We start from the raw sequence: 25,900 nt of genomic DNA, 5'->3' as shown, positions 1-25,900 counted from the left end.
CGACTCACTCAGGCAATCTGGCTACCGCCCCGCAGGGCGGCAGCGCCTTGACGTGACACTCCGGTCCAGACCAACCGCAGGGCTCAGGACAACAGAGGGCTGGGCTTGGCGGGATCGATGCCGTACTTCTTCATGGCATCGTTGACGACCTTGATGTCGATTTCGCCGCGATTGGCCAGCGCACGCAGTGCCTGAATCGTCACGTAGTAGCGGTCGACCTCGAAGAAGCGACGCAGCTGCTCACGGGTATCCGAACGGCCGAAGCCATCGGTTCCGAGGACATGGAAGTCGGTCGGCACCCAGGCGCGGATCTGATCGGCATACAGCTTCATGTAGTCGGTCGAGGCGATGACCGGCCCTTCGACACCGTCGAGCTGCTGGACGACCCACGGCTTCTCGCGCTTTTCATCGTAGTCGAGGAATTGCTGGCGATCGTATTCCAGCGCTTCGCGACGCAGTTCGTTGAAGCTGGTCACGCTCCAGACATCGGCAACCACGCCGTGATCTTCCGCCAGCAGCTCGGCCGCCGCTTCGACTTCGCGCAGGATCGTGCCGCTGCCCATGAGCTGAACCCGCGGCGCCTTCTTCTTGCCGGCGTTCTCGCCCGGCTTGAGCAGGTACATGCCGCGAACGATGCCCTCTTCGCTACCTTCCGGCATCTGCGGGTGCGAGTAGTTCTCGTTCATCACGGTCAGGTAGTAGAAGCAGTTTTCCTTGTCCTGGAACATCCGCTTCAGACCATCCTGCATGATGACTGCCAGCTCGTGACCGTAGCACGGATCGTAAGCGCGGCAGGTCGGCACGGTGGACATCAGGATATGGCTGTGGCCGTCCTGGTGCTGCAGGCCTTCACCGTTGATGGTGGTACGGCCAGCGGTGCCGCCGACCATGAAGCCGCGCGCCTGAAGGTCACCCGCGGCCCAGACCAGATCGCCGACCCGCTGATAGCCGAACATCGAGTAGTAGACGTAGAACGGAATCAACGGCAGGTGATGGTTGGCATAGGACGTGGCCGCCGCGATCCAGGCGGACATGGAACCGGCCTCGGTGATACCTTCCTCGAGGATCTGACCTTTCTGGTCCTCGCGGTAATACATGATCTGGCCGGCATCCATCGGCTCGTACTTCTGCCCTTCGGCGGCATAGATACCGAGCTGGCGGAACATGCCTTCCATCCCGAACGTACGCGCTTCGTCAGGGATGATCGGCACGATGCGAGAGCCCAGCTGCTTGTGCTTGACCAGACCGTTGAGCACGCGCACGAAGGACATCGTGGTCGAGACTTCGCGGTCGCCGGTGCCCTTGAGCTGCGTCGCGAACATCTTGTCATCGAGAGCGGGGATCTCCATCGCCTCGAAATCCGCCTTGCGCGCCGGCAGGAAACCGCCGAGCTTCTCGCGCTGGAGATGCAGGTACTTCATCTCCGGGCTGTCGTCCGCGGGCTTGTAGTAAGGGATGTCGCCGCTTTCGATCTGCTCGTCGGAAACCGGGATGCCGAAGCGATCACGGAATGCCTTCAGCGCCTCGGTTTCCATGGACTTGATCTGGTGGGCTTCCATATCGGCTTCGCCGCTGCCGCCGCCCATGCCGTAACCCTTGACGGTATGCGCCAGGATGACCGTGGGCCGACCGTTGGCGTTGTTGACCGCTTCGTGATAGGCCGCGTAGACCTTCTGCGGATCGTGGCCACCGCGATTGAGCCGGAAGACCTGCTCGTCGGAGTAGTCCTTGACCATCTCCGCGGTCTCTTCGTACTTGCCGAAGAAATTGTCGCGGGTGTACTTGCCGCCCTGGGCCTTGTAGTTCTGGTACTCGCCGTCGACCGCCTCGTCCATGCGCTTCTGCAGCATGCCCTTGGTGTCCTGTTCGAACAGCGGATCCCACAGGCCGCCCCAGACCACCTTGATCACGTTCCAGCCGGCACCGCGGAAAACGCCTTCGAGCTCGTCGATGACCCGCGAGTTGCCGCGTACCGGACCGTCGAGACGCTGCAGGTTGCAGTTGATGACGAAGATCAGGTTGTCGAGCTTCTCGCGGCTGGCCAGGTGCAGCGCGCCCAGCGATTCCGGCTCGTCGCACTCGCCGTCGCCCAGGAACGCCCAGACCTTGCGGTCCTTCATGTCTTCCAGCTCACGCGAGTGCAGGTACTTCATCACGTGGGCCTGATAGATCGACTGGATCGGGCCCAGACCCATGGAAACGGTCGGGAACTGCCAGTAGTCCGGCATCAGATAGGGGTGTGGATAGGACGGCAGAGCTTCACCGTCGACTTCCTGGCGGAAGTTATCCATCTGCTCCTGAGTCAGGCGGCCTTCCAGGAACGAGCGCGCGTAGATGCCCGGCGTGACGTGGCCCTGGATGTAGAGCAGATCGCCCTTGTGGTCGCCGTTGTCGGCGCGGAAGAAGTGGTTGAAACCGACTTCATAAAGCGTGGCGCTGGACTGATAGCTGGCGATGTGACCGCCCAGGCCCTTGTGCTTCTTGTTGGCACGGAGCACCTGCACCATGGCGTTCCAGCGGATCGCCGAGCGGATCTTGCGCTCGATGAACATATCGCCGGGAATCTTGGCTTCACGATGCACGGGAATGGTGTTGCGGTGCGGCGTGGTACCGGAAAACGGCGGTGAAGAGCCATCACGACGCAGGCGGTCCGCCAACCGACTCAGAATGTATTGAGCGCGCTCTTCGCCCTCATGCTCGACGACCGAAGCCAGGGAATCCAACCACTCCGTGGTTTCGACCGGATCGAGATCTTCTCGTGTCTCCAGACTCATAGACAACTCTCCGAATGGGAAAAGGTTTGCCATTCGCCCGGCCGGGGCGGATAGCCGCAGCGGGGCTTGGGAATATGCGCTCTTCGGTGCCGGCACGGCTCTTTTGGGGCCGTTTTCCGAGATTTATTGGCTGTAATGGAATTACAGCAGGCGTGCGTGACGCGAGAAATCAGGCGAAGAAGATACCGCAAACGCTCGCATCTGCCAATTCGCGGACACATCGATTGTGCTAGGGACGGCGCGTAAATGCCGCAACTTCAGCAACTTGAAGGTCAATCTCGCAGAAGAAAGCGAGTACCGTTCCTGTAGCCAAATTACCAACATCAGGATCGCAGGCAATCCATGCGCACGATACCCCCACAAAAGCATAGCATTCAAACGATCTCCGTCAGACAACGCCGCAGATAAGCCCAGTCGAACGCGGGGCCGGGATCGGTCTTGCGCAGCGGCGCAATGTGCGCGTGGCTGGTAATCCGCGCGCTCGAGATTGCGGGGTAGCGCTGCATCAGCGCGCCCAGAACACCTGACAACGCGCGGTACTGCGCCTCCCGATAGGGCCTCTCGTCGGTGCCTTCGAGTTCGATGCCGACAGTGAAGTCATTGAGCCCTTCGCGCAGCTGCCCCTGGTGCTGGATGAGAGGCTGACGCTGGATGAAAGGCTGTCCCTGGCGCGGCAGCCTTTCATCCAGCCAGCGCGACTTGCCGGCATGCCAGGCACGACGGTCGAACGCCACGAACTGGACGCACTCGCCATCGCGCCGAATCAGTAGATGCGCCGAGACCCGCAACGAGGCGATCGCGGCGAAGGCCGGATGCGCATCCAGGTCCAGCATATTGGTGAACAGCCGCTCGATGGCGTCGCCGCCGAACTCCCCCGGCGGCAGGCTGATGCCGTGCAGCACCACGGCCGATATCTCGCCCGCCGGCCGCTCATTGGCGTTGGGCGATATCACTCGGCGAGCGGAGCCCAGCCAATGGCTGTCGTTTATGGTGTTGCCACCCCCGCCGACACATTGCTTCTTCATGATTCGCCTCCGGCCTGTCCCAATCGCTCATCTCGCGGGCTGATGCCGAAATGATGGCGATAGGCGGTGGAAAAATGCGCGCCCGACGAGAATCCGTGGGCCAGCGCGATCTCCCCCACCGCCTGGTCGCTTTCACGGAGCAGCCGGCGCGCCTGTTGCAGGCGCAGGTTCAGATAGTAACGGCTGGGTACGGCCTGCAGGTGTTTCTTGAACAAGCGCTCCAGCTGACGGCGGGAAAGGCCCAGGTGCGCCGACAGTTCGTGCGTGGTCAGCGGCTCCTCGATATTGGCTTCCATCAGCGCCACGGCATCGAGAAGACTCTGCGGCGCGTGCCCCAGCCGCGAGCGCAGCGGCAACTGCTGCGGCTCGTCGGCCATGCGGATGCGCTCGCAGACGAAATGCTCGGAGATCCGCTGCGCCAGCCCGGCGCCCTGCTGCTGCCCGATCAGTGTCATCAGCATATCCATCGCCGCGGTACCGCCGCCGCAGGTGAGGCGATCACGGTCGATCTCGAACAGCTGATGAGAGACATGAATCGTCGGAAACGTCCGCATGAACGCATCGGCACTGGCATAGGGGATCGAGGCCCGATAGCCATCCAGCACGCCGGCCCTGGCCAGCCAGTGCGTGCCGCCGGCAATACCGCCCAGCGTCACGCCTCGGCTCGCCAGGCGATGCAGCCAGTGGATCAGCGACTCGCCCTCTTCTTCCGCCGTTACTACACCGCTCGGCGTGGGCGCGCAGACGAACAGCATGTCGAGATGGCGCGCATCGCTGCCGGCCACGCTCTCCGGCGAGAGGGTCAATTCCGCCACGCTCTTCACCGGCCGGCCGTCGAGTCCGAACGTGGTGGCGGTATAGAGCCGCCGCTCCGCCAGCGTGTTGGCGACGATCAGCGGCTCCATGGCGCAGGCCTGCGCCAGCAGGGAGAACCCCGGCAGCATGACGAACCCCACCTGGCGCGGGGTGCCCTGTGCATTCATGACCGACTCATGACCGATGTTTCATGCGATGGGGTCGGGCGTGATCAAACCTGGACGACGTCGAATTTCACCAGCGGATCGACCTCGGCGTCATAATCCATGTCGTCACGCTCGAAGCCGAACAGCTTGAGGAATTCGTGCTTGTAGCCGGCGTAATCGGTCAACGCGAACAGGTTGTCGCTGGTCACCTGCGGCCACAGATCCTTGCAGGCCTGCTGGATATCGTCGCGCAGTTCCCAGTCGTCCAGGCGCAGACGTCCGGCTTCGTCCACCTCGGGCTCGCCATCGGCGTAAAGGCGCTCGCCGAACAGCCGGTTGAGCTGGTCGATGGTGCCCTCGTGAACGCCCTGTTCCTTCATCACCTTGTAGACCATGGAGATATAGAGCGGCATGACCGGAATCGCGGCGCTGGCCTGCGTCACCACGGACTTGAGCACGGCCACGTTGGCGCCGCCGCCGGTCGCCTTGAGGCGCTGGTCGATTTCGCTGGCGGCGCGATCGAGATCTTCCTTCGCCTTGCCCAGCGCACCGTGCCAGTAGATCGGCCAGGTGATATCGGTACCGATATAGCTGAACGCCACGGACTTGGCACCCGGCGCCAGCACGCCCGCCTTGTCCAGCGCATCCATCCACAGTTCCCAGTCCTGGCCGCCCATGACCTCGATGGTGTCGGCCACTTCCTGCTCGGTCGCCGGCTCGACGGTGGCTTCGGTGATGGTGTCCTTGTTGGTATCGATGGCGGTCGCCGTGTAGGTCTCGCCGATCGGCTTGAGGCTGGAGCGCTTGACCTCGCCGCTGTCCGGCAGCTTGCGCACCGGGGATGCCAGCGAATAGACCACCAGATCGATCTGCCCCATGTCCTCACGGATCAGCTCGATCGCCTTGTCGCGGACTTCATGGGAGAACGCATCGCCGTTGATCGACTTGCTGTAGAGGCCTTCGGCCTTGGCGAACTTGTCGAATGCTGCCGAGTTGTACCAGCCGGCGGTGCCGGGCTTGGTTTCGGTTCCGGGCTTTTCGAAGAACACGCCCAGCGTATCGGCGCCATAGCCGAATGCCGCCGTGATACGCGCCGCCAGCCCGTAGCCGCTGGACGCGCCAATGACCAGCACGTTGCGGGGGCCGGCCTGCTTGCCGCTCAGGTTGGCGCGGGTGGTCTCGATCTGTTCGAGTACGTTGCGCTCGCAGCCGAGCGGATGCGTCGTGGTACAGATGAAACCGCGAACCTTGGGCTTGATGATCACGTCTAACCTCGTCTTCTACAGCGAAACGGAAAGCCCCGGCGAGTCTCGCCGGGAAGTGGCATGGGTCGAATTCTATCAGGTCGAGTGCTATCCGGGCGCATTCTAACAGCGTGGTCAAAAAGGGGGCGAACTCGTGACATGACGCTTTCGCCGCAGTCCGCCGCCAGGTCCCGCGTTGCCCGACGAGAGGCGCGTACCCATCGGCTCGCCCGCGGGGAAAGCCGGTCAGGCTTGTCTCGCCGCTGCGGGTATTCGAAGATAGCCCACCGGCAAGCCGAGCCAGTCCAGAAAGCAGAGAAAGCCCCATGCACCACGAACAAGAGATCGAAGACCTGGTCGTCCGGCGCGGCGCGCTGTGGCTGGCGCTGTCGCCGCTATGGCTCGAGCGCGAGCCGCGCGAGTCCGAATACGCCCGCATGATCCGCGAGATCGAAGCCAGCGCACTGACGCTGCAGCAGCTGGAGTGGGTCTATCGGCTGGAGATGTCGCCGGTCATGGCACGCAACCAGCTCTCCGTGGCGGGCGAATGGCGCGCGTTCGACGAAACGGCGCTGCTGACGCGACTGGTGCGCCACAACCGCAAGCTCGGCGGCTGGCGCAAGGCCCTGTGGTCGCTGTTCTCGGGGTTGACGACGATGATGAGCCGGCCACGCTTCAATGAACTGGCGATCCGGCTCATGGCCGCGCGAGGCGAACGTCCGCCCGAAAGCTGAAGCCCCGCGGTAATCGAGACCGGACGAACCGAGGCCGGACAGGCTATCCGTGCAAGACGCCGGCCAGCGCGTCTGATGGAAGAACGGCGCTGGCTCAGGCCGAGAACGGCGTCTCCAGCGCGTCCTCGATGGCACGATGCAGCGATCGCGGCACGGCGCGCGGCCCGAAGCGACGAATGACCTGCCCGTCGCGCCCCACCAGAAACTTGGTGAAATTCCACTTGATCGGCGTACTCCCCAGCACGCCGGGCGCCTGGTGCCGCAGATACATGAACAGCGGATGCGCCTCGCCCCCGTTGACCTTGACCTTTTCCATCATCGGGAACGTGACCGCGTAACGCTGTTCGCAGAACGTGGCGAACATGGCCGAGGATTCCGGCGACTGGCGTCCGAACTGGTTGCAGGGAAACGCCAGCACGGTGAACCCCTGGTCGCGATATTGGCGATAGAGCTTTTCCAGCCCCTCCATCTGGGGCGTGAAACCGCAGCGGCTGGCGACATTGACGACCAGCAGCACCTGGCCGCGCAGCGCGCGCAGATTGAAGGGTTCGCCGGCATGTGTCCGGCAGTCTTGCGTATATAACGACATCGATGAGTCGACCCGAGGAACGCTAGTGTCAAATCGTGGGAACCGAAGCGCGAACGCAAGGCATCGCGCTTGTTCTGAACACGGGCGCCTGATTCAGAAAGCCGGTCCGGCCAAAAGAGTGCCACGCCAGCCGCGACTTCACCAGTGATCGAGCGAGACGGCCTTCGACAATGCCACCCGCGTGTCCGGCGTCGCCTTTTCCAGCGCCAGCGCCTCCGGGATCGGCAACCAGCGTACGGCGGCGACCTCCTCCGGCTGCAGGCGAAGCGCTCCATCGTAGCTCACCCAGTAGAGGCTGCCGTAGAGATTCAGCCCGGCCTCCTGGAACATGAATTCGCCACCGGACATCAGCTCGACGCCGCGAATGCCGAGCTCCTCGAACAGCTCCCGCCGCGCTGCCGGCCGGGACGCCTCGCCCGCGCCTACCACGCCGCCCGCGGCCAGATCGAACCAGCCCGGATGCGTCTCCTTGATCGATGTTCGCTCCTGCACGCAGATCTCGTCCTTGCCATTGCGCACGACGATGTACGTCGCCCGATGCCAGCAGTTCAACTGCCGCATCGTGACACGCGAGGCGCTGCCGCAGGGCCGGTTGCGCGGGTCGACGAGCTGCACCTGCTCGTCGGCGATGACCCGCTTGTTCACTGAAAACGGGCTCATGGAAAACGTGCTCATGGGGAGGCCTGACGATCGAAAACGGAACCGCAGCGTATCACGGGTGGCTTCGACCCGATCCACTGGCGGTATGTGGCACCGTCGGCATGCCGCATTGGTCGAAGGGAGCACACGGCGGCGAATGTCCGGTTTATGCTCGAGTCAGCCCACTCGGAGAATTCACATGGCCGACCATGCGCCCCGCATCGAACTGACCACACATCGGGTCGAGAATCAGCCTGCCCCCGAGCCAGAACGCGACCTGTGGCGAGACGACCGCCCGTTGCGCGAGACAGTGTCGCACTTCGCCCCGGACTGGGTGAGCGAGCGTCTGGCACCGCTGGGGCAGCGCCTGGGCTCTGCAGAAGTCGAACGCTGGGGCGAGCAGGCCAACCGGTTCCCGCCCCAGTTGCACGCCTTCGACCGTCACGGCCGGCGCCTGGACGAGGTCGACTATCACCTCAGCTACCACTCGCTGATGGCGCTCGCGATTGGCGAGGGCTGGCACGCCGTCGCCTGGGAACGCGAGCATGACGGCGGGCACCAGGCGCACGCCGCCGCCCTCTATCTGTTGACCCAGGCCGAACCCGGCTTCTGCTGTCCGATCACCATGACCCACGCCGCCATGCCCGTGCTGCGCCATCTGCACGGTGGCGAGGCTTGGCGAGCCCGGCTGCTGGGCCGAGAGTACGAACCTGCGGCCATCCCCGCCTGGCACAAGACGACCAACACCTTCGGCATGGCCATGACCGAAAAGCAGGGCGGCAGCGACGTCCGCCGCAACAGCACGCAGGCGCGGCCGGTGTCATCGCCCGGTTCCGGCGAGTGGTATCGGCTCGAGGGGCACAAGTGGTTCTGCAGCGCACCGATGTCGGATGCCTTCCTGACGCTGGCCCAGACCGACGACGGGCTCTCCTGCTTCCTGGCGCCGCGGTTCACGCCGGAGGGTCAGCGCAACGCCATCGAGATCCAGCGGCTCAAGGACAAATGCGGCAATCGCGCCAACGCCTCGGCGGAGATCGAATACGCCGGCGCCTGGGCGCAGCTGGTCGGCGAACCCGGTCGTGGCGTGCCGGCCATCCTGGAGATGGTGCAACAGACGCGGCTCGATGCGGCCACCGCGCCGGCTGGCATGATGCGCCAGGCAATGCGGGAAGTCTGGCACCACGTTCAGGAGCGCCTGGTCTTCGATCGTCGGCTGTCCGACCAGCCTCTGATGCAGCGTGTCGTCGCCGATCTGGAGATCGAGACCGAGGCCAGCCTGCTGCTGGCGATGCGAGGCGCCCGTGCCATGGACCGCACCGCGGACGACGAGCACGAAGCCGCCCTGGCCCGCCTGCTCCCCGCGCTGGCCAAGTTCTGGCACAACAAGCGCTGCCCCGCGTTCATGGCCGAGGCGATGGAATGCCTGGGCGGCATCGGTTACGTCGAGGAAACGCCGCTGGCCCGGCTCTATCGCGAAGCGCCGGTCAATTCGATCTGGGAAGGTTCCGGCAACGTCATCTGCCTGGACGTGCTGAGAATCCTGGAACGGCACCCGGCCAGCATCGAAGCGTTGCGACAGGAACTCAACCTGGCCCGGGGCCACCATCCCGCCTTCGATGCCGCCGTCGACTCGCTCGACGCCCGACTGACGGCCAGCGCCGAACGGCTGCAGGCCGAGGCGCGCTGGCTGGTCCAGTGCATGGCGCAGACGCTGCAGGCCGCCCTGCTGGTTCGTCACGCGCCCCATGCCATCGCGGACACGTTTTGCGCCACCAGACTGGAAAGCGTCTCGCCGATTTTCGGCGTGCTCCCGGCCGGCGCTCCCTTGCCGGCGATTCTCGCGCGTCTGGAGGAAAGTGTCTGAATGAAATGAGCCGCCCGGAGGGCAGGCTCAGCCCAGCGCCACGCGAGCCGCCAATCCCAGCAGGACGATACCCGTCAGACGATGTATCCACGCCGCGTGTCGCTGCAACCACGGCAGCACGCGGGAGTGTGACAGCAACAGCGCCACCAGCACGTACCAGCCGCCGTCCACCAGCGTGGCGGTGGCCACGATCAGCCAGCGCCCGGCCGTGCCCAGATCGGCGCTGACGAACTGGCTCAGCAGCGCGACGAAGAACACGATCAGCTTGGGATTGCCCAGCGCCACCAGCAGGCCATCGCGCATGGCACGGCGCCAGTCGCTCGCCCGCTCGGCGACGCTAAAGCTGCCGCTACCGCTGGCCCGGAGGGCTTGAATGCCCATCCAGGCCAGATAGAGCGCGCCGCCCCAGGTCACCAGTCGGTACAGCCAGGGCTGGTGAACGATGACCGCCGCCAGCCCCAGTACGGTCAACCCCGCATAGAGACCGACCCCCAGCGCATGGGTCACACCGGCGACCACGCCACACCAGCGGCCGCCACCGACCGTGTTCTGCATGACCATGGCCAGGCTGGGGCCCGGTGACATGGCCCCCAGAGCGCAAACCGCCAAGAGAGACAACCAGAGTTGCAACGACACGTCGACTTCCTGTTTCCGCCATCGAAATCCGCGCCCCGACTATACCCGACGCTTGCCGCCCGGCCGACTCCGCGAGGCACCGATCGACGAACGATCACAGGATTTCCGGCGGCACGGGCACTTTGCAGCGTCTACGCTGTCATACGCACCCAGGCCCATAATCCATCAGGGAGGTGAAACATGAGCCTATTCAAGCGTGAAGACCGCGAAGCCCGTACCGATCGCATTCGTGCCGATCTGGACGATATCGGTGATCAGGCCCAGGCACTGGGACGTGACCTGCGAGACGACACGCAAGACGCGATCGAAGAGGCACGGCTGCAAAGCGAGGCGCAGTATGTACGCATGGCCGACCAGGCGCGCCGGCGCAATCGCCGGTTCAAGCGTTCCGCCAACCAGTCAGCCAATGAGTGCGACCGTTACGTGCGTGAACACCCGTGGTCCAGTATCGGGGCAGCCACGCTGGCCGGCGCCGTGATCGGCCTGTTGATTGGCCGTCGCTAGCCTTTCCGACGCCCCGCCAAGCGGGGCGTTCTGTTTTCCGGTTACGTCTAAACCATAGTTTCAATCTTTAACTGCAATTAAACATTCCAATCAAGGCTGTGGAAACTTGAGAACGATAGTCGTTTAATCGCATGACACCTGAATTCAGGAGACCGAGATGAACGCTAACAAGTGGCAAACGATCGACGTTAAAAACATCGATAAATCAGCGAGATCACTGCACGCCTGCTCACTGGATCCGTCCATTCGCTGCCTGGCCGAGTTGCGCGCTTCGCAGATCAACGGTTGCCTGAGCTGCACGCATTTCCGTCGCGAGCAGGCCGAAGCACTGGGTATCTCTCCCAGCAAGCTGCAGGCGCTGGCCGCTTGGGCGGAGTCCGACGAGTTCGACGAGCGCGAAAAAGCCGCACTGGCCTGGTGTGAGTCCTTCACCCACTTTCGTCCCGCCAATCCGACCACCCGCAAGCTGGCGCTGAATGCCTTCTCGCCGCGGGAACTGGCGGATCTGACCATGGCGATTGAAATGACCAGTGCACTGAGCCGCGCCACGCGCCGCGCAGCGGTCTAGCAGGACTCGACGCCAAGCTTCATCTCGGCTCGCTCTCGTCACCTACGGGAGCGAGTTTTGGCGTCTGGCGTTCGGCTTTTGGTGCTCGTTGCCGGACGCTAACGCATCGTTTCTACCTCTACTTCTACCTCAGCCCCTTGCCCCTATACGTATCGCCCCACACGTCGTCCCTGAAGCCGAAGCCTACAGATAAAAGTATCGGTCAGGCTGTGTGAGCAACGCGATCCCGCAGACACCCCACCACGCCGCCCTCGCTGGCCAACGCGGGCCTATCGAGCACGGTCACCCAGCCTCGGGCGAGCTTGATCACCCCTTCTTGCCGGAACGCCGTCAACGTCCGGCTGACATGGACCGGCGACAGGCCGAGCGCATCGGCAAGCTGCTGTTGGGACAACGGCAAGCGAAAGCACTCGCTCGGATCATCATCGTTATATTGCAGGCGACAGAATATCTTGAGCAGCAAATAGGCCACGCGCTGGCGAGCGCTGCGACGCGAGAGATGCACCAGCCGCTCGCTCAGCACAGCCTGCCGATAGGAACAGACCGCGAAGCAGACCGACATGAGACTCGATGATTCGCGAAGCAGGCTCAGTAACTGGCGGTTGGCGATGGTGCAAATCTCGCCGTCTTCCAGCATGGCGACGCTGGAGAGCCGATACCTGAACGAGAACTCATGTAACCCGATGACATCGCCGGGTAGAAATATGTCGAGGATGTGTCGCGTGCCATCCTCCATGTAGCGAAACGAATAAGCCCACCCTCGTCGCAATGCGCAGAAATCACGCACAAGATCGCCCTCGTGCCAAATCACCTGTCCCTTGGTGACATCAATCGCGGCCCCTTCCAGTGCGTCGAGCTGGCGACGATCATTTTCAGAAAGTGTTGCGTAGCGACTGAAATGGTGGGCAATACAGCCTTCCTGCTGACCCATTCACTCGTGCCTTCTTAAATTTTTCAAGCATGACAGCATGTTAGCGAAAGGAGGTACATAACACCGGTTAGATAGGCAGGGTAAATACGGCAACGGGAATGTTCTAGGCGTCTACGACGAGGCTTTTCAGAACATTCAACGCCGATCCGATACCATCCAGAAATGACTATCCAAGAATGGACAGTGCGAAAATTATATTTTGAAACGAGGGACCAACCGATACATTAACCAATAACAACTCCATGATCTGGCCGCCTTGAAAGCGCCACTTGTGGCCAGGCTGCCAGACCATGTAAGGAAAGCCGACTCGCCAAGGCAAGGCCCGTCGAGCCTCGAAAAGACCGTCACCCCGCCGTGCGATTCAAGGTGCCGATCAGATAGAGATCGTGCAGGTAGGCGTCGAGCCGGGAAATACCATGCGTCATGGCGATCACGGCGTAGATGAGCAACATCAGAATCCATTCGCTGTTCATCCAGGCCAGCGACGCCACCGGAACCTGATAGGCAATCGTGTAGAGGCTGAGCCCGCCGAAGAACATCACCACCAGGCAATTGATCAGCACCAGCGACAACAGCACCGGACGACTGTCGCTGACGGGCGGGTTGGTCTGCCAGGAGAGCGGATGACGCACGCGAACCTGGCCATTGGAGACAATCCGACGCTGGCGGCGCAGCAACGCCGCCAAGTACTGCGATGCATCGGGGCGGGAAGCCGCAGAAAGCGCAAGGCGTTTGTCGAAACGCGCGCCGAACAGCCGGCCGACGAGATCCAGCAACCCCTTGGACTCGCCCGTTGCCGCATACTGCTCTGCCTGTCGCGACAGCTGGCCAAGCGGGCTGTCGTCAAGCGTACGGCGCTCGTCATCCTCGAAGTTCTGGGCGTAATAGATGTCGTAGACCTGATAGACGGAGATCGCGACGCCCAGGAAAATCAGCAGGTACATCAATACGCTCAGCATGCTTGTCTACTCTCCTCAGCCTTCCCGTCGAGAGCGGCATCATAGCAAGTGGACGTCGAAACAAGCCATGCCCACCGGTGCGACAACGGGTCACCGCGATCGCAACCCGTCGGGCAGCCCGCCGGGATCGCCGGTGGCCCGCTCATCAGCGCGCCCGGCCGAACATCGTTCGGCTTCAGCCAGCTTCCCTGACGTCATCTCCCGCCAGCAGACGACGGTAGAGCTGCACGTAATCCTGCGCCATCCGTCTGGCGGTAAACCGTGCCATGAATGCCTCGCGAACGCGGCGGCGGTCCAGCTCGGGTAGCCGCTTCACCGCCTCCACTGCCTGGTCGTGAGAGTCGACGACGAAACCGCTGACACCCTCCTCGACGATCTCCTCGACGGCGCCGTTGCGCCAGGCGATCACCGGCGTCCCGCAGACCATCGCCTCGATCATGACCAGGCCGAAAGGCTCCGGCCAATCGATCGGAAACAGCAGCGCCCTGGCATCGCCGAGCAACCGTTGCTTCTGGCGATCGTTGACCGGGCCGATGTGCCGAATGTCCTCGTCGAGCTGCGGCAGCACATGCCGGTCGAACCACAGCGGATTGCCGACATCGATATCGCCCGCCAGACGCAGTGCATGGCCGCTGGCCCGCGCCACGTCGATAGCGCGATCCGGACGCTTCTGATCGGTCATCCGGCCGATGAAAGCCAGATAACCTCCTTCCCCCTTACCTACGTTAAAGCGCGCCGGATCGAGACCGTGGTAGACCGTTCCTTGACGGTTCGACTCCGGAATCGCGGCGCCCTGCGCGCGGGAGATCGCCGCTACGGGCAAATCGGGGAAGCCCGCGAAGAAAAGCTGGCGATCCAGTTCGTCCACCCGCCAATGGATGGTGGTCAAGCTGTGGCGACGCCGATCACCCAGCACCGCGGCGTGACAGAACTCGCCGTGACAGTGGATGACGTCGAACTCGTCCAGATGCTGGCGCAGCTGTTCGAGCACCAGCGATTCCAGAACGCCGGGGACGCCCGGCGGCACGTTGCTCCGGCGCCGTTGCCACTCGCTCAGGCTCGGTGACGTCTTAAGATGACGCGCGCTGGTATGACTGTCCGATGGGGCCAGGAGGGTCACATCATGGTTCATCGCCACCAACGCCTCGGTCAGATCGTGGACGATGCGTTCGGTGCCGCCGTTATCCACCGGCGGCACCGGAAAAATGACCGGGGCGACCTGAGCGATGCGTAATCGCGCTTCGAAGGCCATGGCAAGAACATTCCCTGTTCAGGTGAAAAGGATTTCATCATGCATATCGTACATGTGGCACTGCAGGGCTGCCTGCGTGGCAGCGATGTCGAGTATGGCATCACGGCCGACACCGGCGGCCATATTCGCTATCTGCTGGAACTGGTCGAGGCCTCGGCGCAGGATCCGGCGATCGAGCGCATCACCCTGGTCACTCGCGCTTTCGACTGCGACTTCAGCGAGCTGGACTACCGCTGCTCGAGCGAAACCGTCGGCCCCAAGGTGACGCTGGTTCGGCTGCCGACCGAGCACTCCGGCTATCTCCCCAAGGAGCAGCTGTGGCAGGAGCTGCCCTCGTTCATCGAGGCCTTCGAACGCTGGCTGGCAACGCTGCCGGCCCCGCCGGACGCCCTGCACGCCCACTACGCCGACGCGGGTGAAGTCGCCGCGGCAATTGGCGCCCGTCATCGCCTTCCGTTCGTGTTCACCGCCCACTCCCTGGGACGCGGCAAGCTTAAATGCCTGGCCGATGACGGCAAGGGGATCGACATCGAGACACAGCGCGTGCTGCAGCGGCGCATCGCGTTCGAAGAGCGCGCCATCAGCAAGGCCTCGCTGATCATCGCCAGCTCCCGCGACGAAGCCGAGGTGCAGTACGCCGACTACCTGCACTACGACGCCGGCCGCATTCGGGTGATCGCGCCCGGCAGTCACCTGGCCGATTTCACCGGAGCCACGTCCACTCCCGCGGTAGAGACGATGCTGGGCCAGTTCCTGCACGATCCCGACAAGCCGGCCATCCTGGCCATCGCGCGGCCGGTCACGCGCAAGAACCTGGCGGCCCTGCTACGAGCCTTCGGAGAGAACGAGGCACTGCGCGAAAAGGCCAACCTGGTGATCGTCGCCGGTGTCCGTGATCGCATCGATGCGCTGGAACCCGAACTCGCCGACAACCTGCGAGAACTGCTGGAGCTGATCGACGACTACGATCTCTACGGGCAGGTCGCGTATCCGCGGCATCACGCCCCCGAGGACGTGCCGGCCTTCTACGCCTGGGCCCGCGAACGCGGCGGTGTGTTCGTCAATCCGGCACTCAACGAGCCGTTCGGCCTGACCCTGCTGGAAGCTTCCGCGGCGGGCCTTCCGCTGATCGCCACGGACAGCGGCGGCCCCAACGACATCATCGAGCAGTGCGGCAACGGCATTCTGGTCAACCCACGCCATACCGAGCAGATTGCCGAACAGACGCTTGCCCTGGTCGAGGACCGTCCACGCTGGCTTCGCATGGCCCGCAACGGCCGGGAAGCGATCAAGGCGTTCGATTGGCAGCGCCACACGCAGCGCTACCATGACCTGCTCACGCGGCTCTGCCGGTCGCACTCGCCGTCGAAGCCACTGGCAAAGGTGCCGGCGCCGAGGGCGCTGCTGGTCTGCGACATCGACAACACGCTGACTGGCTCCTCGGCCGGCATTCGCGCCTTCAACGCCTGGTATCGGACGCAATTCCGGCTGGGGTTCGGGGTCGCCACCGGGCGCAGCTTCCATAGCGCCCTGTCGATTCTGGAGCAGGCCGGCATCCACTATCCGCAGTTGATCATCTCGTCGGTCGGCTCCGAGATTCACTACCTGGATGCCAACGGCGTGACCTATTACCAGGACCATGAATGGTCGGAACAGATCGACCGCTGCTGGCAGCAGGAGGCGATCCAGCAGGCGCTGATCGATTTCCCGGGGCTGACGCCGCAGGGCTCGCTGGAGCAGCGTCGGCACAAGTTGAGCTATTTCAGCGACGGCGATCCCGGCCTCGTCGCCGATATCCAGGCGCACCTCCAGGCCCAGGGCCTGGCATCCACGGTCATTCACAGCCATGGGCGCTACGTCGATATCCTACCGGTCGATGCGTCCAAGGGGCTAGCGGTCGAACACGTACGCCAGCGCCTGAAGATCGACCGCCAGTCGCTCTATGTCGCCGGCGACTCCGGTAACGATCTCGACATGCTGCGCTCGTCCCCGTGTTCGATCGTGGTCGCCAACCACAGCGACGGCCTGCTCGACGCACCGGGCATGAAGCACGCTTATGCCGCCGATGCCACTCACGCCCTCGGCATCATCGAAGGCGTCAGGCATTTTCAGCGACGTCATGCGCCGGGAGACCTCGCCTCGTGAAGCTGAGCGCCCTGACGCTGGTTCGGCACCGCCGCGAACATCTGGTCAATCTGATGCTGAGCCTCGACGCCCAGCATCATCGCCCGGACGAGCTGGTCATCGCCTGGATGCAGCCCGAACCCGAGACGAACCTGCCCGCCACGCAGTTTCCCGTCAGGCACGTCATGGTGGAGGGCGATGCGCTGCCCCTGGCGCGGGCGCGCAATGCGGCAGTGGCCGCGGCTCGCTTCGAGGCGCTGGTGTTTCTCGATGTCGACTGCATCGCCTCCCCGACATTGATCGAGCGCTATCATCACGCCCTGCGCCAACGCTCGGCGCTTTACCTGGGGGAAGTGCACTACCTGCCGGCCGATGCCGTACGCCGTCGGGCCGATGGCACGCTGGACCGGGAGCGTCTGGCGAGACTGGGCGAGCGGCACCCGGCGCGACCGGCCATCGAGGCCGACGAGATTCGTCCCGAGCCGGACCCCGGCAACCTGTGGGGACTCTCGTTTGCGCTGATGCGCGAGGATCATCTGCGAGCCGGCGGCATGGACGAGGAATACGTCGGCTACGGCGGCGAGGAGACCGACTACGCCTGGCGGCTGGCGGCGGCCGAGGTGTCCTTCCACTGGGTCGGAGGCGCGTTGGCGTGGCACCAGCATCATCCGCTGTATGCCCCGCCCTGGCCCCACTTCGACGCCATCATTGCCAACGCCCGGCGCTTCCATCGACGCTGGCAGCGTTGGTGCATGGATTACTGGCTAGGGCAGTTTAGCGAAGCCGGTGCGATCGACTGGTCGCCCTCCGCCGATCGCATCGAGGTGCTGCGCCGCCCTGGCGAACAGGAAATCGCCGCCGCGCGTCTGCCGGCCAGCGCGCGCTACGGCTGATACCTCTCGCTGGCAACCGAGCGCCTATCATCCAGGGAAGTGACGCGATCGGGAAAACTTTCATTGGCTTCGTTAGCCGGCTGCCCCGTCGTGGTTCCCTCCCACAGCCGGTCGACGCAGCGCTCGAGCCACTGTGCAGCGCGACGGGCGGCATCGGCCGCGTAGAGCTCGCTGAGCCGGCTGATATCCAGAGCTCGCGCCTGCCCGAGAATCGACTGCCAGCCGGCGAAGTCGGCCGGCCATACCGGCATGTCGACCGCCGCGCCCAGCTCGGCCAGCCGCTCGGCCTTGCGGGTCTGCTCGCCGAAGTAGCGCCATTCCGGCGCGACGATATATGGCCTTTCCAGCATCGCGATCTCATGCACCGTGTTGTCGCCCGCAGAGGCCAGCACGATGTCGCTGGCAGCCAGGTAATCCACCACGTTGTCGACCCAGCCACAGTTGACCAGGTTGGCGAAATCGGTCTCGTGGCCCTCCAGGAGCAGCGGCCCGATGGTCAGAAACAGCGTCTCGGGCGCCGCCCGCGCCGCCACCGTCAACGGGGCGTAAGGCGTTCCCGAACCGCCGCCGCCGGTCAGCGCCACGACGATCTCCCGTTCCGGGTCCAGCCCCAGCCGCTGGCGCGCTTCCTCCCGGCTCGGCACCTGGGGCGCCGTGGTACAGAGCCCGCCGCTGTAGAAGGTCTTCCTGCGCAGCGCGTCGGGATAGTCGGCCTGCTCGAGACGTTCGTCATAAGGGGCCAGCATGCCGACACAGGCTTCGTAGGCCCCATGATGCCCCGGATCGTTGCGATCGCCATGCATGCGAATCTTGACCGCCGGAATGCTGGCGATACGGGACAGCAGCGCCAGTTCCGCCGAGACATCGATGACGAACAGCCCGGCGTCGATGTCATCGAGATGATCGATGATCCGGCGCATGGTCTGTCGCATCTCGACCACCCCCATCGGCACGCAGTGCATGACCGAGGGCGTCGGCTGCTCGAACAGGGCCTGCGTCGGGACATCGGCGCCGATCATGTCGGGCAGCTCGACCATGTCGATCTCGCGCTCGAAACCATCGAACAGCGACGGGTCGGCGGTCATGACGCTGACCGGCCGATCCGGGGAAAACTCGCGGATGATCGCCATGGTTCTCCGCGCATGGCCTCGGCCCTGGTGGTGAACGAAAAAGCTGACCGGTTTTTTCATGACACATTCCTTGTCGAAGAGGATTCCACGCCCGGTGGCGCCATTTCCCTGGCGGTTCTGGCCTCGCCACGCCTGCCATCGTCCTGAGCCATCATTACGAGCCATCGCCACGGGCCATCATTACGAACCATCGCCACCCGCTGCTGTTGCCGATGATCCCTCGATACGAAAGCCAGGCCCGATAAAACTCGACCCATCTGGTCCCAAAAGCCGATATTCGTTCGTGAAACAGGCGCTCGGATTAACCCAGATAAATAAGCGCACCGTTCGGACTGCCTCCTGATCCGAGTTGTTCGCGCCACCCTTCTCTTCAGCTAGCTTCAGAATGCGTAGCAGGAACCGCCATCTCCTAGAGCGTCGAGTTTCGAAAAGCGTCGTGTTCCGGAGAACGTCATGTTCTGGAGAGAATCATCCCGGCGTTCACCGAACCTTCACCGGGCTGTCGCGACCGGCTCGATACGCCATGCGTGGTGTGCGGTGCGTGGTGCTGCCGGTTCCCACTCAGTGAATGAAGCTCAGCGAATGAGGGTCCAATAGCGACTATTCTCATGGATGAGCCGATGCCGTCTGCGGCGGTGTCCACCTGCTCGGCTGGACAAATCTCTCCCACGAACTTCGCCGCCGCTACCTGGCCCAGCGGCGGACCGTCCCGGGCGGGCGCCATATCCACGGCGCCAACCTTGGCGTCAGCGTCGCCGCCTATCTCGCCGTGGGCGGGTTCGCGCCGCTGGTCGCTCATGAGGACGTCAAGCTCGTCGGCACGTTGAAGCGGCACGGCTTCACCATCGACTGGCTGCAGACCATGCGGGTCAAGACCAGTGCCCGGCGCGAATCCAGACCCCCGAAGGTCTGGGCGCACTGCTGCGTTCGCTCGAGGAAAACCGCGCCGGCGACACCCGCCGCCCCCGATCGCGACGTTCTGCCCTGTAGGTCGGGTCGGCGTCCGTCCACCGCGGCTTTGCGCTCAGAACAGCGGCTTTGCGTTCAGAACAGGAAAGCAACGCCGAATGGCGGCAGACGCAACTGCCCTTCCTGGATCAGCGCCTCGGATGAAGACGTTTCGCCCAGATGGTAGCCGGTCGTTCGCGCCGAGAAGGGCGACAGCTGCAGCGTCACGGTGTCGGCCGAGAAGTTGTAGACGCAGAGGACCTTGGCCTCCCCTTCCCCGCGTTCGAACGTCAGCACGTTGTCCTGAACATCGAACAGCGTCGTCTCTCCACCGCGCAGCGCCGGCGTCGCCTTTCGCCACTTCAACAGGCGGCGGTATTCGTTGAGCAGCGAAGCGTCATCGGCATCCTGACGTTGAACGGCCAGCGCGAGATGTTCGGCAGGCATCGGCAACCAGGCGCTGCGCGCTCGGGTAAAGCCGCCGTTGGGAAGGTCGTCGGTCCAGGGCATCGGCGTGCGGCAGCCATCTCGTCCCAGGATGTTGGGGTAGTTGGCGATGCCGTAAGGGTCGCGCAGCTGCTCGAAGGTCAGTTGCGCCTGGGTCAGCCCCAGCTCGTCGCCCTGGTAGATGCAGCAGGCGCCGGGCAGCCCGACCAGCAGCGCGGCCAGCAGCCCATCGAGGCGCCGCTCGAGCCCCTCGTCGAACTGCCCGTGCCCGGACCAGCGCCCCTTGAGCCGGGGGAAGTCATGGGTGCCGAACGTCCAGCACAGCCGGTTGTGAGGGAACAGCGCCAGGCAGCGCGACAGCAGCGTATGCAGGGTCTCGGCGGTGAACGGTCTATCGGTCACCAGCGAGGCGTTGTAAGCGAGATGCAGCCGTCCCTCCTCGACGTACGCCGCCGCATCGGCGATCGAATCCTCGGTGGAGGATATCTCCCCCAGCAGCAGCGTACCGGGATACTCGTCCGCCAGCGTGCGCAGCTCGGGCAGCATCTCCAGCGTCTCGGGGCGGCTGACCGTGCCGGCGTTGATGGTATCGAAGTAGGGGTCGGTAGCTCCCGCGCCGGCCGGTCTTGGCGCATCCGACGGACGGGGCGGGTTGTCGGCCAGGGTGCGATCGTGAGCGTAGAAGTTGACCACGTCGAGCCGAAAGCCGTCGACGCCGCGCTCCAGCCAGAAGCGCCCCGTCTCCAGCACAGCGGCGCGCACGTCGGGGTTGTACCAGTTGAGATCGGGCTGCGAGGCGAGAAAGTTGTGAAGGTAGTACTGGCGGCGCTGCTCATCGAAGGCCCAGGCCTCGCCGCCGAAAGTGGCCCGCCAGTTGTTGGGCGGGCCGCCGTCCTCGGCCGGCTCCGCCCAGACATACCAGTCAGCCTTGGGATTGTCGCGACTCGAGCGGCTCTCCTGGAACCAGGGATGCTGATCGGAGGTGTGATTCCAGACCTGATCCATCAGCACCTTGAGCCCGGCGTCGTGGGCTTCCGTCACCAGCGCCTCGAAGCTCGCCATATCGCCGAACATCGGCTCGATGGCACAGTAGTCGCTGACGTCGTAGCCAAAATCTTCCATCGGCGAGCGGACGAACGGGCTGATCCAGATGGCATCCACGCCCAGCGCGGCGATATACGGCAGCCGCTGGCGAATGCCGTCGAGATCGCCGATACCGTCGTCGTTGGCATCCATGAAGCTGCGCGGATAGATCTGGTAGATCGCGGCATCGTTGCGCCAATCTCGGGTCATCGTGGGGGCTCCTCGGTGGGTCATCCTCATGCGCAGGTCGTCTTAGCGTAGAAGACCGGCCGGCATAGAAGACCGGCAATGTCGCCGGTCGGCCGCAGGCTCGATCGGCGACGCGGTCGTTCGCGCCGTGTTCGGCGGTTCTCGAGCGTTCTCTCAACGGTTCTTTCAGCAGTTCTTTCCGCAGTGCTTTCAGCGGCTTTTTCAACCGTTCCGGGTTGGCGCGGGGTCGACCAGGTCGGCCAGGAGCACGCCCCAGGGACCCAATCGGCAGGAGGCCTCCAGGCCGGCCGCGTGGCCCACCCCTTCCACCGGGCGCAGGTTGCCGAACGGTTCGAGATCCACGTCGATCGCTCGATCGGAGACGTTGAACAGGCAGAGCAGGCGCTGCTCCTGCGATTCTCGCAGCAGGCCGAATAGCGGATCGTCGTACGTCAGTATGGTGGTCCTGCCAGCCTTGAGCGCGGGCTGCAACGTGCGCCAACGCAGCAGACAGCGCCAGTGGTTGAGCATCGAATCCGGATCGGACTGTTGTCTCGCGACGCTCCGCTGATAGTGCGCCGCCGGTAGGGGCAACCATGGTTCCGCGCGACTGAAGCCCGCGTTGACGTCACCGTCGCCCCAAGGCATCGGCGTGCGCGAGCCATCGCGCCCCTTGAGCGTGGGGTACATGGTGCGACCGAACGGGTCCTTGAGCTTCTCGGGGGGAATGTCTTCGGGAATCCTCGCCTCTTCCAGGCCGAGCTCATCCCCCTGCCAGAGACAGAACGAGCCGGGCAGTATCAGCAGCAGCGTCGCCATCATGCGGTAGAATGCGGGCGGGTAATCCTCGTCGGCAGCGGCCCACTGGGAACGCAGCCGCCCGAAGTCGTGATTGCCGACGATCCAGCAGACGCCCTCCTCGCCGAACGCATCCAGCGCTCGGCTCACCACCTCACGCAGCCGGCCGGCCCGCATCCGCTCCTCGAACAGCAAGGCGCCGTGATAGGCCAGGTGCAGACGACGATCGCCCGCGGTGTACTCGGCGGCGAGCTGGATGGAGTCTTCGGCCTCGATCACCTCCCCCAGCAGCACCACGCCGGGATACTCATCGACCAGTTCGCGCAGCGGGGCGAGCCGTTCCAGTGTTTCCGGCCGGCAGAAACTGTTGACCAGCAGCTGTTCCGCCAGCGGATTGTCCATCGAGACGCCGTCGGGCACCCCGGACCCTTCTTCTCGTGGCGGATTGTCTCGTAGTTCGGGGTGATGACAGAAGAAATTGACCGCATCCAGACGCATCCCATCGATGCCGGCCTCCAGCCAGTAGCGGGCCGTGTCGAGTACCGCATCCCGCATATCATCGTTGAACCAGTTCAGATCCGGCTGGCTGGCGAGAAAGTTGGCGTAGTAGTACTGCTGGCGCGTTTCGTCATAGTGCCAGGCGGACTCGCCGGAAAACGAAGAGCGCCAGTTGTTGGGCGGGCCACCGTCTTCTGCAGGATCGGCCCAGACGTACCAGTCCGCCTTGGGATTCGACCAGCCGGGTGAAATCCTCCCGGGTGCCGAACAACGGCGCGATCTCGCGTTCGCCGGTCACGTCGTAGCCGAAATCGTCCATCGGCGAGACGAACACCGGCGTCAACCAGATCGCATCCACGCCCAGCGAGCCGATGTAGTCCAGACGCTGGATGATGCCTTGCAGGTCACCGATACCGTCGTCGTTACTGTCCTGGAAGCTCCAGGGGGACAATTGATAGATGACCGCGCTGCCCCACCAGTCGATTTTCGGTTCGCCAGCGGCATCGTGGAGCGAAGCACGACGATTGACGATGGGATCTCGCCACCAGGGCCTAGATTTCATCCTCACTCCAATCTCTCTGCGTCCAATGCATGATCCGAGTCCTCACCAAGTGTCAGCGTTTCGAAGGAACCCCTTTGATGCGCTCGCGCAGCAGATATAGATGGATGAGCTCAGGTACCTGCTGCTGAACACGGCTGACCAGCATGTGCTCTTGTTGACATAGCGTCTGGCACAACTCGGCTACCTCTTCGTCCGATGCTTCTTCCGCTGCCGCGGCCAGTATTTGATAGCTCGCTATTTCCATTTGCTTTTGGGTGACGAGCGCAATCACAGTCTCGATGACTTCATCGCCGCATAGACTCAACGATGCGCTGCGCGCCTCGCCTTGAAGTCGGGCTCGGAGGTGCTTCCAAGGTCCGGCATCCCTCGAGCGCTGTGCGATGAAATCTTCCAGCCGTTCGACTTGACAGTTGGTCTCGTGCAGGTGCGCCTCAAGCAGATCGTGTAGACTAGGGTAATGCACGATTCGTCCAAGCCGGGCACCGAGGAAAGCGCTGGATTCCCGCTCCATGGCGTGCGCGTCGCGTAACCAGCTATCGATACATTCCCGCATCTTTCGCATCCGGTCACCTTTCCTTATTGGTATCGCTTCCTTACCGACAGGATTTTACAGATCAAGGGATAACAATGAACCTAGATTCCATGAATAGTTATGTAATCCGTTAACATAAACATAAGTTAACCCCCTCCTCCCTTCACCCCTTCCCCAACCATAGCAAACATCCTTTATTTTCTTTTATCAAAGCCAACACAAAATTAACAATTAACATGGTTTATATTAAGCAGTTAGACTTAAAAACACTTTAAAAACAAAGGCTTATTTTAACAAAAAACCAAGCCCAACTAGGCGCAATAAAAAACACCATTTCCTAATTTCATTTAATAACATTTAAAAACCTGATTGGCTCGACCAACTACGAGATTCCACTATCTTGAGTACTGATGGCGACGGGCCATCATTTGTACCGAACCTAAGGAAAGGGAGAATCTGAAATGACTAACCGTAATCCCGGTAATTTTCAGAATGATCGTGAAAAGGCTTCGGAAGCCGGTCATAAAGGCGGCCAGGAAAGTTCCGGCAACTTCAAGAACGATCCCGAGAAGGCTGCAGAAGCTGGCCACAAGGGTGGCCAAGAGAGTTCCGGTAATTTCAAGAATGATCCCGAAAGAGCTGCCGAAGCTGGCCACAAGGGTGGTCAGGAGAGTTCCGGTAATTTCAAGAACGATCCTGAAAGAGCTGCCGAAGCTGGTCACAAGGGCGGTCAGGAGAGTTCCGGCAACTTCAAGAACGATCCGAAGAAGGCCTCCGAGGCTGGCCACAAGGGCGGTAAAAGTCAGGGCCATTGAGCCTTGTTGATAGCGAAAAAAGCAGCGCTTCAGGGCGCTGCCTTGAAAAAAGCACCTTTTCGATGATCCAGAGTCGAAGGACAGGCTCCATGACGGGTGCGGTAAACAACGCGGATAACGCCCCGTCAGCCTGCTCCTTTACGTGCGGTGAATGATCGGTTTTCGTCAACAATTCCGCCAGGATGCAAAGCCAACATCGAACAGCCGTGCCAGGCAGTTTGTAATAAAAGCCTTTTGCAAAGCGCTTTCAATGTCAGGCCAACGCGGCCAAAACGATTCTCGTAGAAAGGCTTTCAAGCCAATTTGCCGGACCATCTGACAGAACATTTGCCGAGGTAGATCACTATGTCTTCACTAGTCGAAGTGACTGGCCGACCATCCAAGCTTTCCCGACGAGTCTCGGCGAACTCCCAGCTATGGCATGACTATTCACTCTATTTCGAAATCTTCTCTCACCACGCACCACTGTCGATCAGCAACCGCGAAACGCTGGCTGAGCTACAGCAGGCACCCCGTCGCTTCAAAAAGGGAAGCGTGATCAAGAATCACAACCTGAATAACAGATATCTGTTGGCGATTCAGGATGGTTGGGCGTGCTCCTGCCGCGTCACCGAGGAAGGTAAACGCCAGATCATCGATCTCTACTTGCCTGGCGACATCGTCGGCCTGCGTGACTATCACGCTGGTGGTCGTTTCGACGAGGTCATCATGTTGACCGACGGCCTGGTCATCCCGATGCACAAGTCCCAACTCGATCAGGTGATGCAGAAAGACCACAGCCTGGTGCATGCCATGCTCGCGGCCACCATGCACCAATGCAACATCATGGCGGATCGACTCAACAATCTGATCAGTCATGACGCAACGACACGGCTCGCCTATTTCGTGCTCGAACTGCATGCGCGTCTCAACTTTTCGCGCTCAGAGATGAGGGATCTGACCATCCCCCTATCCCAGCAGGTCATCGGTGATCTATTGGGCATGACCAACGTACATGTGTGTCGTTGTCTGAGCCAGCTCGAAGCCAAGGGTCTATTAACTCGGGATAAGGATTCACGCAATATTCGGCTTCTCGATTACCCGGCACTATTGGCGTTAGCCGGTTTCAATACGGCCTATCTGCATAGCTGCAGTCGCGCCAGGCAACGCGCCGCCACAGCATCCAAATCGCATTGATCCAATAGCCAATCCCACCGATTT

21 protein-coding genes and 1 pseudogene are annotated in these 25,900 nt (G+C 62.7%); 8 read left to right on the top strand and 14 right to left on the bottom strand.

What is annotated here, in order from left to right; genetic code table 11:
• Window positions 1-83: 83 nt before the first annotated feature.
• From aceE to fabV, 4 genes are all read right to left on the bottom strand, one after another.
• Entirely contained in the window at window positions 84-2,774 is a 2,691-nt protein-coding gene (aceE, locus tag R3F72_RS15290; RefSeq protein ID WP_087720053.1) for a pyruvate dehydrogenase (acetyl-transferring), homodimeric type, read from the bottom strand.
• Between the two features lie 374 nt (window positions 2,775-3,148).
• The gene (locus R3F72_RS15285) at window positions 3,149-3,799 is read right to left on the bottom strand and encodes an N-acetylmuramoyl-L-alanine amidase (RefSeq protein ID WP_087720052.1); all 651 of its coding nucleotides are present in this window, start codon (window positions 3,797-3,799) and stop codon (window positions 3,149-3,151) included.
• Window positions 3,796-4,782, bottom strand: coding sequence for a GlxA family transcriptional regulator (locus tag R3F72_RS15280; protein ID WP_087720051.1), 987 nt, complete (start codon window positions 4,780-4,782; stop codon window positions 3,796-3,798). The genes R3F72_RS15285 and R3F72_RS15280 overlap by 4 nt, the downstream gene beginning before the upstream one ends.
• Before the next feature lie 44 nt (window positions 4,783-4,826).
• The gene (gene fabV / locus R3F72_RS15275; protein WP_087720050.1) at window positions 4,827-6,026 is read right to left on the bottom strand and encodes an enoyl-ACP reductase FabV; all 1,200 of its coding nucleotides are present in this window, start codon (window positions 6,024-6,026) and stop codon (window positions 4,827-4,829) included.
• Window positions 6,027-6,331: 305 nt separating this feature from the next.
• Between fabV and R3F72_RS15270 the strand changes: the two genes are divergently transcribed.
• Complete coding sequence (locus R3F72_RS15270) at window positions 6,332-6,739, top strand: DUF7079 family protein (protein WP_087720049.1); 408 nt, start codon at window positions 6,332-6,334, stop codon at window positions 6,737-6,739.
• 94 nt (window positions 6,740-6,833) lie between these two features.
• On the opposite strand, the gene R3F72_RS15265 is transcribed toward R3F72_RS15270, so the two are convergent.
• Window positions 6,834-7,328 carry a glutathione peroxidase gene (locus R3F72_RS15265; RefSeq protein ID WP_087720048.1) on the bottom strand — a complete coding sequence of 165 codons (495 nt, stop codon included), beginning with the start codon at window positions 7,326-7,328 and terminating at the stop codon, window positions 6,834-6,836.
• Between the two features lie 138 nt (window positions 7,329-7,466).
• Window positions 7,467-7,988, bottom strand: coding sequence for an NUDIX hydrolase (locus R3F72_RS15260; RefSeq protein ID WP_256961312.1), 522 nt, complete (start codon window positions 7,986-7,988; stop codon window positions 7,467-7,469).
• A gap of 178 nt (window positions 7,989-8,166) precedes the next feature.
• Here R3F72_RS15260 and R3F72_RS15255 point away from each other — a divergent pair, with 178 nt between their 5' ends.
• Window positions 8,167-9,831 (top strand): acyl-CoA dehydrogenase family protein, encoded by a 1,665-nt coding sequence (locus R3F72_RS15255; RefSeq protein WP_332780084.1) that lies wholly within the window; start codon window positions 8,167-8,169, stop codon window positions 9,829-9,831.
• Between the two features lie 27 nt (window positions 9,832-9,858).
• On the opposite strand, the gene R3F72_RS15250 is transcribed toward R3F72_RS15255, so the two are convergent.
• Window positions 9,859-10,467, bottom strand: coding sequence for a LysE family translocator (locus R3F72_RS15250; RefSeq protein ID WP_087720045.1), 609 nt, complete (start codon window positions 10,465-10,467; stop codon window positions 9,859-9,861).
• A gap of 180 nt (window positions 10,468-10,647) precedes the next feature.
• On the opposite strand from R3F72_RS15250, the gene R3F72_RS15245 reads away from it, so the two are divergent.
• Together R3F72_RS15245 and R3F72_RS15240 are read left to right on the top strand one after the other, a co-directional pair.
• A complete protein-coding gene (locus R3F72_RS15245) occupies window positions 10,648-10,971 on the top strand; it encodes a DUF883 family protein (RefSeq protein WP_087720044.1) in 324 nt (107 codons plus the stop codon).
• Window positions 10,972-11,128: 157 nt separating this feature from the next.
• Window positions 11,129-11,539 (top strand): carboxymuconolactone decarboxylase family protein, encoded by a 411-nt coding sequence (locus tag R3F72_RS15240; RefSeq protein ID WP_332780083.1) that lies wholly within the window; start codon window positions 11,129-11,131, stop codon window positions 11,537-11,539.
• A 202-nt stretch (window positions 11,540-11,741) separates the two neighbouring features.
• Here the strand turns inward: R3F72_RS15240 and R3F72_RS15235 are convergent, their stop codons facing one another.
• The 3 genes from R3F72_RS15235 to R3F72_RS15225 form a co-directional block, all read right to left on the bottom strand.
• Complete coding sequence (locus R3F72_RS15235; protein WP_332780082.1) at window positions 11,742-12,470, bottom strand: Crp/Fnr family transcriptional regulator; 729 nt, start codon at window positions 12,468-12,470, stop codon at window positions 11,742-11,744.
• Window positions 12,471-12,814: 344 nt separating this feature from the next.
• Entirely contained in the window at window positions 12,815-13,429 is a 615-nt protein-coding gene (locus R3F72_RS15230; RefSeq protein WP_332780081.1) for a hypothetical protein, read from the bottom strand.
• A gap of 175 nt (window positions 13,430-13,604) precedes the next feature.
• Complete coding sequence (locus R3F72_RS15225) at window positions 13,605-14,681, bottom strand: glycosyltransferase family 4 protein (RefSeq protein ID WP_332780080.1); 1,077 nt, start codon at window positions 14,679-14,681, stop codon at window positions 13,605-13,607.
• A gap of 39 nt (window positions 14,682-14,720) precedes the next feature.
• Here R3F72_RS15225 and R3F72_RS15220 point away from each other — a divergent pair, with 39 nt between their 5' ends.
• Window positions 14,721-16,826 carry an HAD-IIB family hydrolase gene (locus R3F72_RS15220; RefSeq protein ID WP_332780079.1) on the top strand — a complete coding sequence of 702 codons (2,106 nt, stop codon included), beginning with the start codon at window positions 14,721-14,723 and terminating at the stop codon, window positions 16,824-16,826.
• Window positions 16,823-17,698: a glycosyltransferase family 2 protein gene (locus tag R3F72_RS15215; protein ID WP_087720038.1), complete on the top strand. Its 876-nt coding sequence runs from the start codon at window positions 16,823-16,825 to the stop codon at window positions 17,696-17,698. Before R3F72_RS15220 ends, R3F72_RS15215 begins: the two co-directional genes overlap by 4 nt.
• Here the strand turns inward: R3F72_RS15215 and R3F72_RS15210 are convergent.
• The 4 genes and pseudogenes from R3F72_RS15210 to R3F72_RS15195 form a co-directional block, all read right to left on the bottom strand.
• Window positions 17,689-18,888, bottom strand: coding sequence for a glycosyltransferase (locus R3F72_RS15210; protein ID WP_143543295.1), 1,200 nt, complete (start codon window positions 18,886-18,888; stop codon window positions 17,689-17,691). The genes R3F72_RS15215 and R3F72_RS15210 overlap by 10 nt on opposite strands.
• A 984-nt stretch (window positions 18,889-19,872) precedes the next feature.
• Window positions 19,873-21,516 (bottom strand): alpha-glucosidase, encoded by a 1,644-nt coding sequence (locus tag R3F72_RS15205; protein ID WP_218777038.1) that lies wholly within the window; start codon window positions 21,514-21,516, stop codon window positions 19,873-19,875.
• A 201-nt stretch (window positions 21,517-21,717) separates the two neighbouring features.
• Window positions 21,718-23,353 (bottom strand): annotated as a pseudogene (locus R3F72_RS15200) (alpha-amylase family glycosyl hydrolase).
• 52 nt (window positions 23,354-23,405) lie between these two features.
• Complete coding sequence (locus tag R3F72_RS15195; RefSeq protein WP_087720033.1) at window positions 23,406-23,915, bottom strand: DUF892 family protein; 510 nt, start codon at window positions 23,913-23,915, stop codon at window positions 23,406-23,408.
• A gap of 431 nt (window positions 23,916-24,346) precedes the next feature.
• Between R3F72_RS15195 and R3F72_RS18660 the strand changes: the two genes are divergently transcribed.
• Together R3F72_RS18660 and R3F72_RS15180 are read left to right on the top strand one after the other, a co-directional pair.
• A complete protein-coding gene (locus R3F72_RS18660) occupies window positions 24,347-24,700 on the top strand; it encodes a general stress protein (RefSeq protein ID WP_087720032.1) in 354 nt (117 codons plus the stop codon).
• 345 nt (window positions 24,701-25,045) lie between these two features.
• Window positions 25,046-25,876, top strand: coding sequence for a Crp/Fnr family transcriptional regulator (locus tag R3F72_RS15180; protein WP_087720031.1), 831 nt, complete (start codon window positions 25,046-25,048; stop codon window positions 25,874-25,876).
• The last annotated feature ends 24 nt before the right edge of the window (window positions 25,877-25,900 follow it).

The sequence above is a fragment of the Salinicola sp. 4072 genome, assembly GCF_036663415.1.
Classification (GTDB): Bacteria; Pseudomonadota; Gammaproteobacteria; order Pseudomonadales; family Halomonadaceae; genus Salinicola; species Salinicola salarius_A.
The sequence above is the reverse complement of the archived record's forward strand: the minus strand, read 5'-3'. Positions and strand labels throughout refer to the sequence as shown.

Bases quoted from the DNA above. Each gene is read 5' to 3' on its own strand.
- R3F72_RS15220 (WP_332780079.1), top strand. From the start codon at position 14,721: ATGCATATCGTACATGTGGCACTGCAGGGCTGCCTGCGTGGCAGCGAT.
- R3F72_RS15285 (WP_087720052.1), bottom strand. From the start codon at position 3,799: ATGAAGAAGCAATGTGTCGGCGGGGGTGGCAACACCATAAACGACAGC.
- R3F72_RS15205 (WP_218777038.1), bottom strand. From the start codon at position 21,516: ATGACCCGAGATTGGCGCAACGATGCCGCGATCTACCAGATCTATCCG.
- R3F72_RS15180 (WP_087720031.1), top strand. From the start codon at position 25,046: ATGTCTTCACTAGTCGAAGTGACTGGCCGACCATCCAAGCTTTCCCGA.
- aceE (WP_087720053.1), bottom strand. From the start codon at position 2,774: ATGAGTCTGGAGACACGAGAAGATCTCGATCCGGTCGAAACCACGGAG.
- R3F72_RS15235 (WP_332780082.1), bottom strand. From the start codon at position 12,470: ATGGGTCAGCAGGAAGGCTGTATTGCCCACCATTTCAGTCGCTACGCA.
- R3F72_RS15280 (WP_087720051.1), bottom strand. From the start codon at position 4,782: ATGAATGCACAGGGCACCCCGCGCCAGGTGGGGTTCGTCATGCTGCCG.
- R3F72_RS18660 (WP_087720032.1), top strand. From the start codon at position 24,347: ATGACTAACCGTAATCCCGGTAATTTTCAGAATGATCGTGAAAAGGCT.
- R3F72_RS15195 (WP_087720033.1), bottom strand. From the start codon at position 23,915: ATGCGAAAGATGCGGGAATGTATCGATAGCTGGTTACGCGACGCGCAC.
- R3F72_RS15240 (WP_332780083.1), top strand. From the start codon at position 11,129: ATGAACGCTAACAAGTGGCAAACGATCGACGTTAAAAACATCGATAAA.
- R3F72_RS15265 (WP_087720048.1), bottom strand. From the start codon at position 7,328: ATGTCGTTATATACGCAAGACTGCCGGACACATGCCGGCGAACCCTTC.
- R3F72_RS15260 (WP_256961312.1), bottom strand. From the start codon at position 7,988: ATGAGCCCGTTTTCAGTGAACAAGCGGGTCATCGCCGACGAGCAGGTG.
- R3F72_RS15255 (WP_332780084.1), top strand. From the start codon at position 8,167: ATGGCCGACCATGCGCCCCGCATCGAACTGACCACACATCGGGTCGAG.
- R3F72_RS15225 (WP_332780080.1), bottom strand. From the start codon at position 14,681: ATGGCCTTCGAAGCGCGATTACGCATCGCTCAGGTCGCCCCGGTCATT.
- R3F72_RS15270 (WP_087720049.1), top strand. From the start codon at position 6,332: ATGCACCACGAACAAGAGATCGAAGACCTGGTCGTCCGGCGCGGCGCG.
- R3F72_RS15245 (WP_087720044.1), top strand. From the start codon at position 10,648: ATGAGCCTATTCAAGCGTGAAGACCGCGAAGCCCGTACCGATCGCATT.
- R3F72_RS15210 (WP_143543295.1), bottom strand. From the start codon at position 18,888: ATGAAAAAACCGGTCAGCTTTTTCGTTCACCACCAGGGCCGAGGCCAT.
- R3F72_RS15230 (WP_332780081.1), bottom strand. From the start codon at position 13,429: ATGCTGAGCGTATTGATGTACCTGCTGATTTTCCTGGGCGTCGCGATC.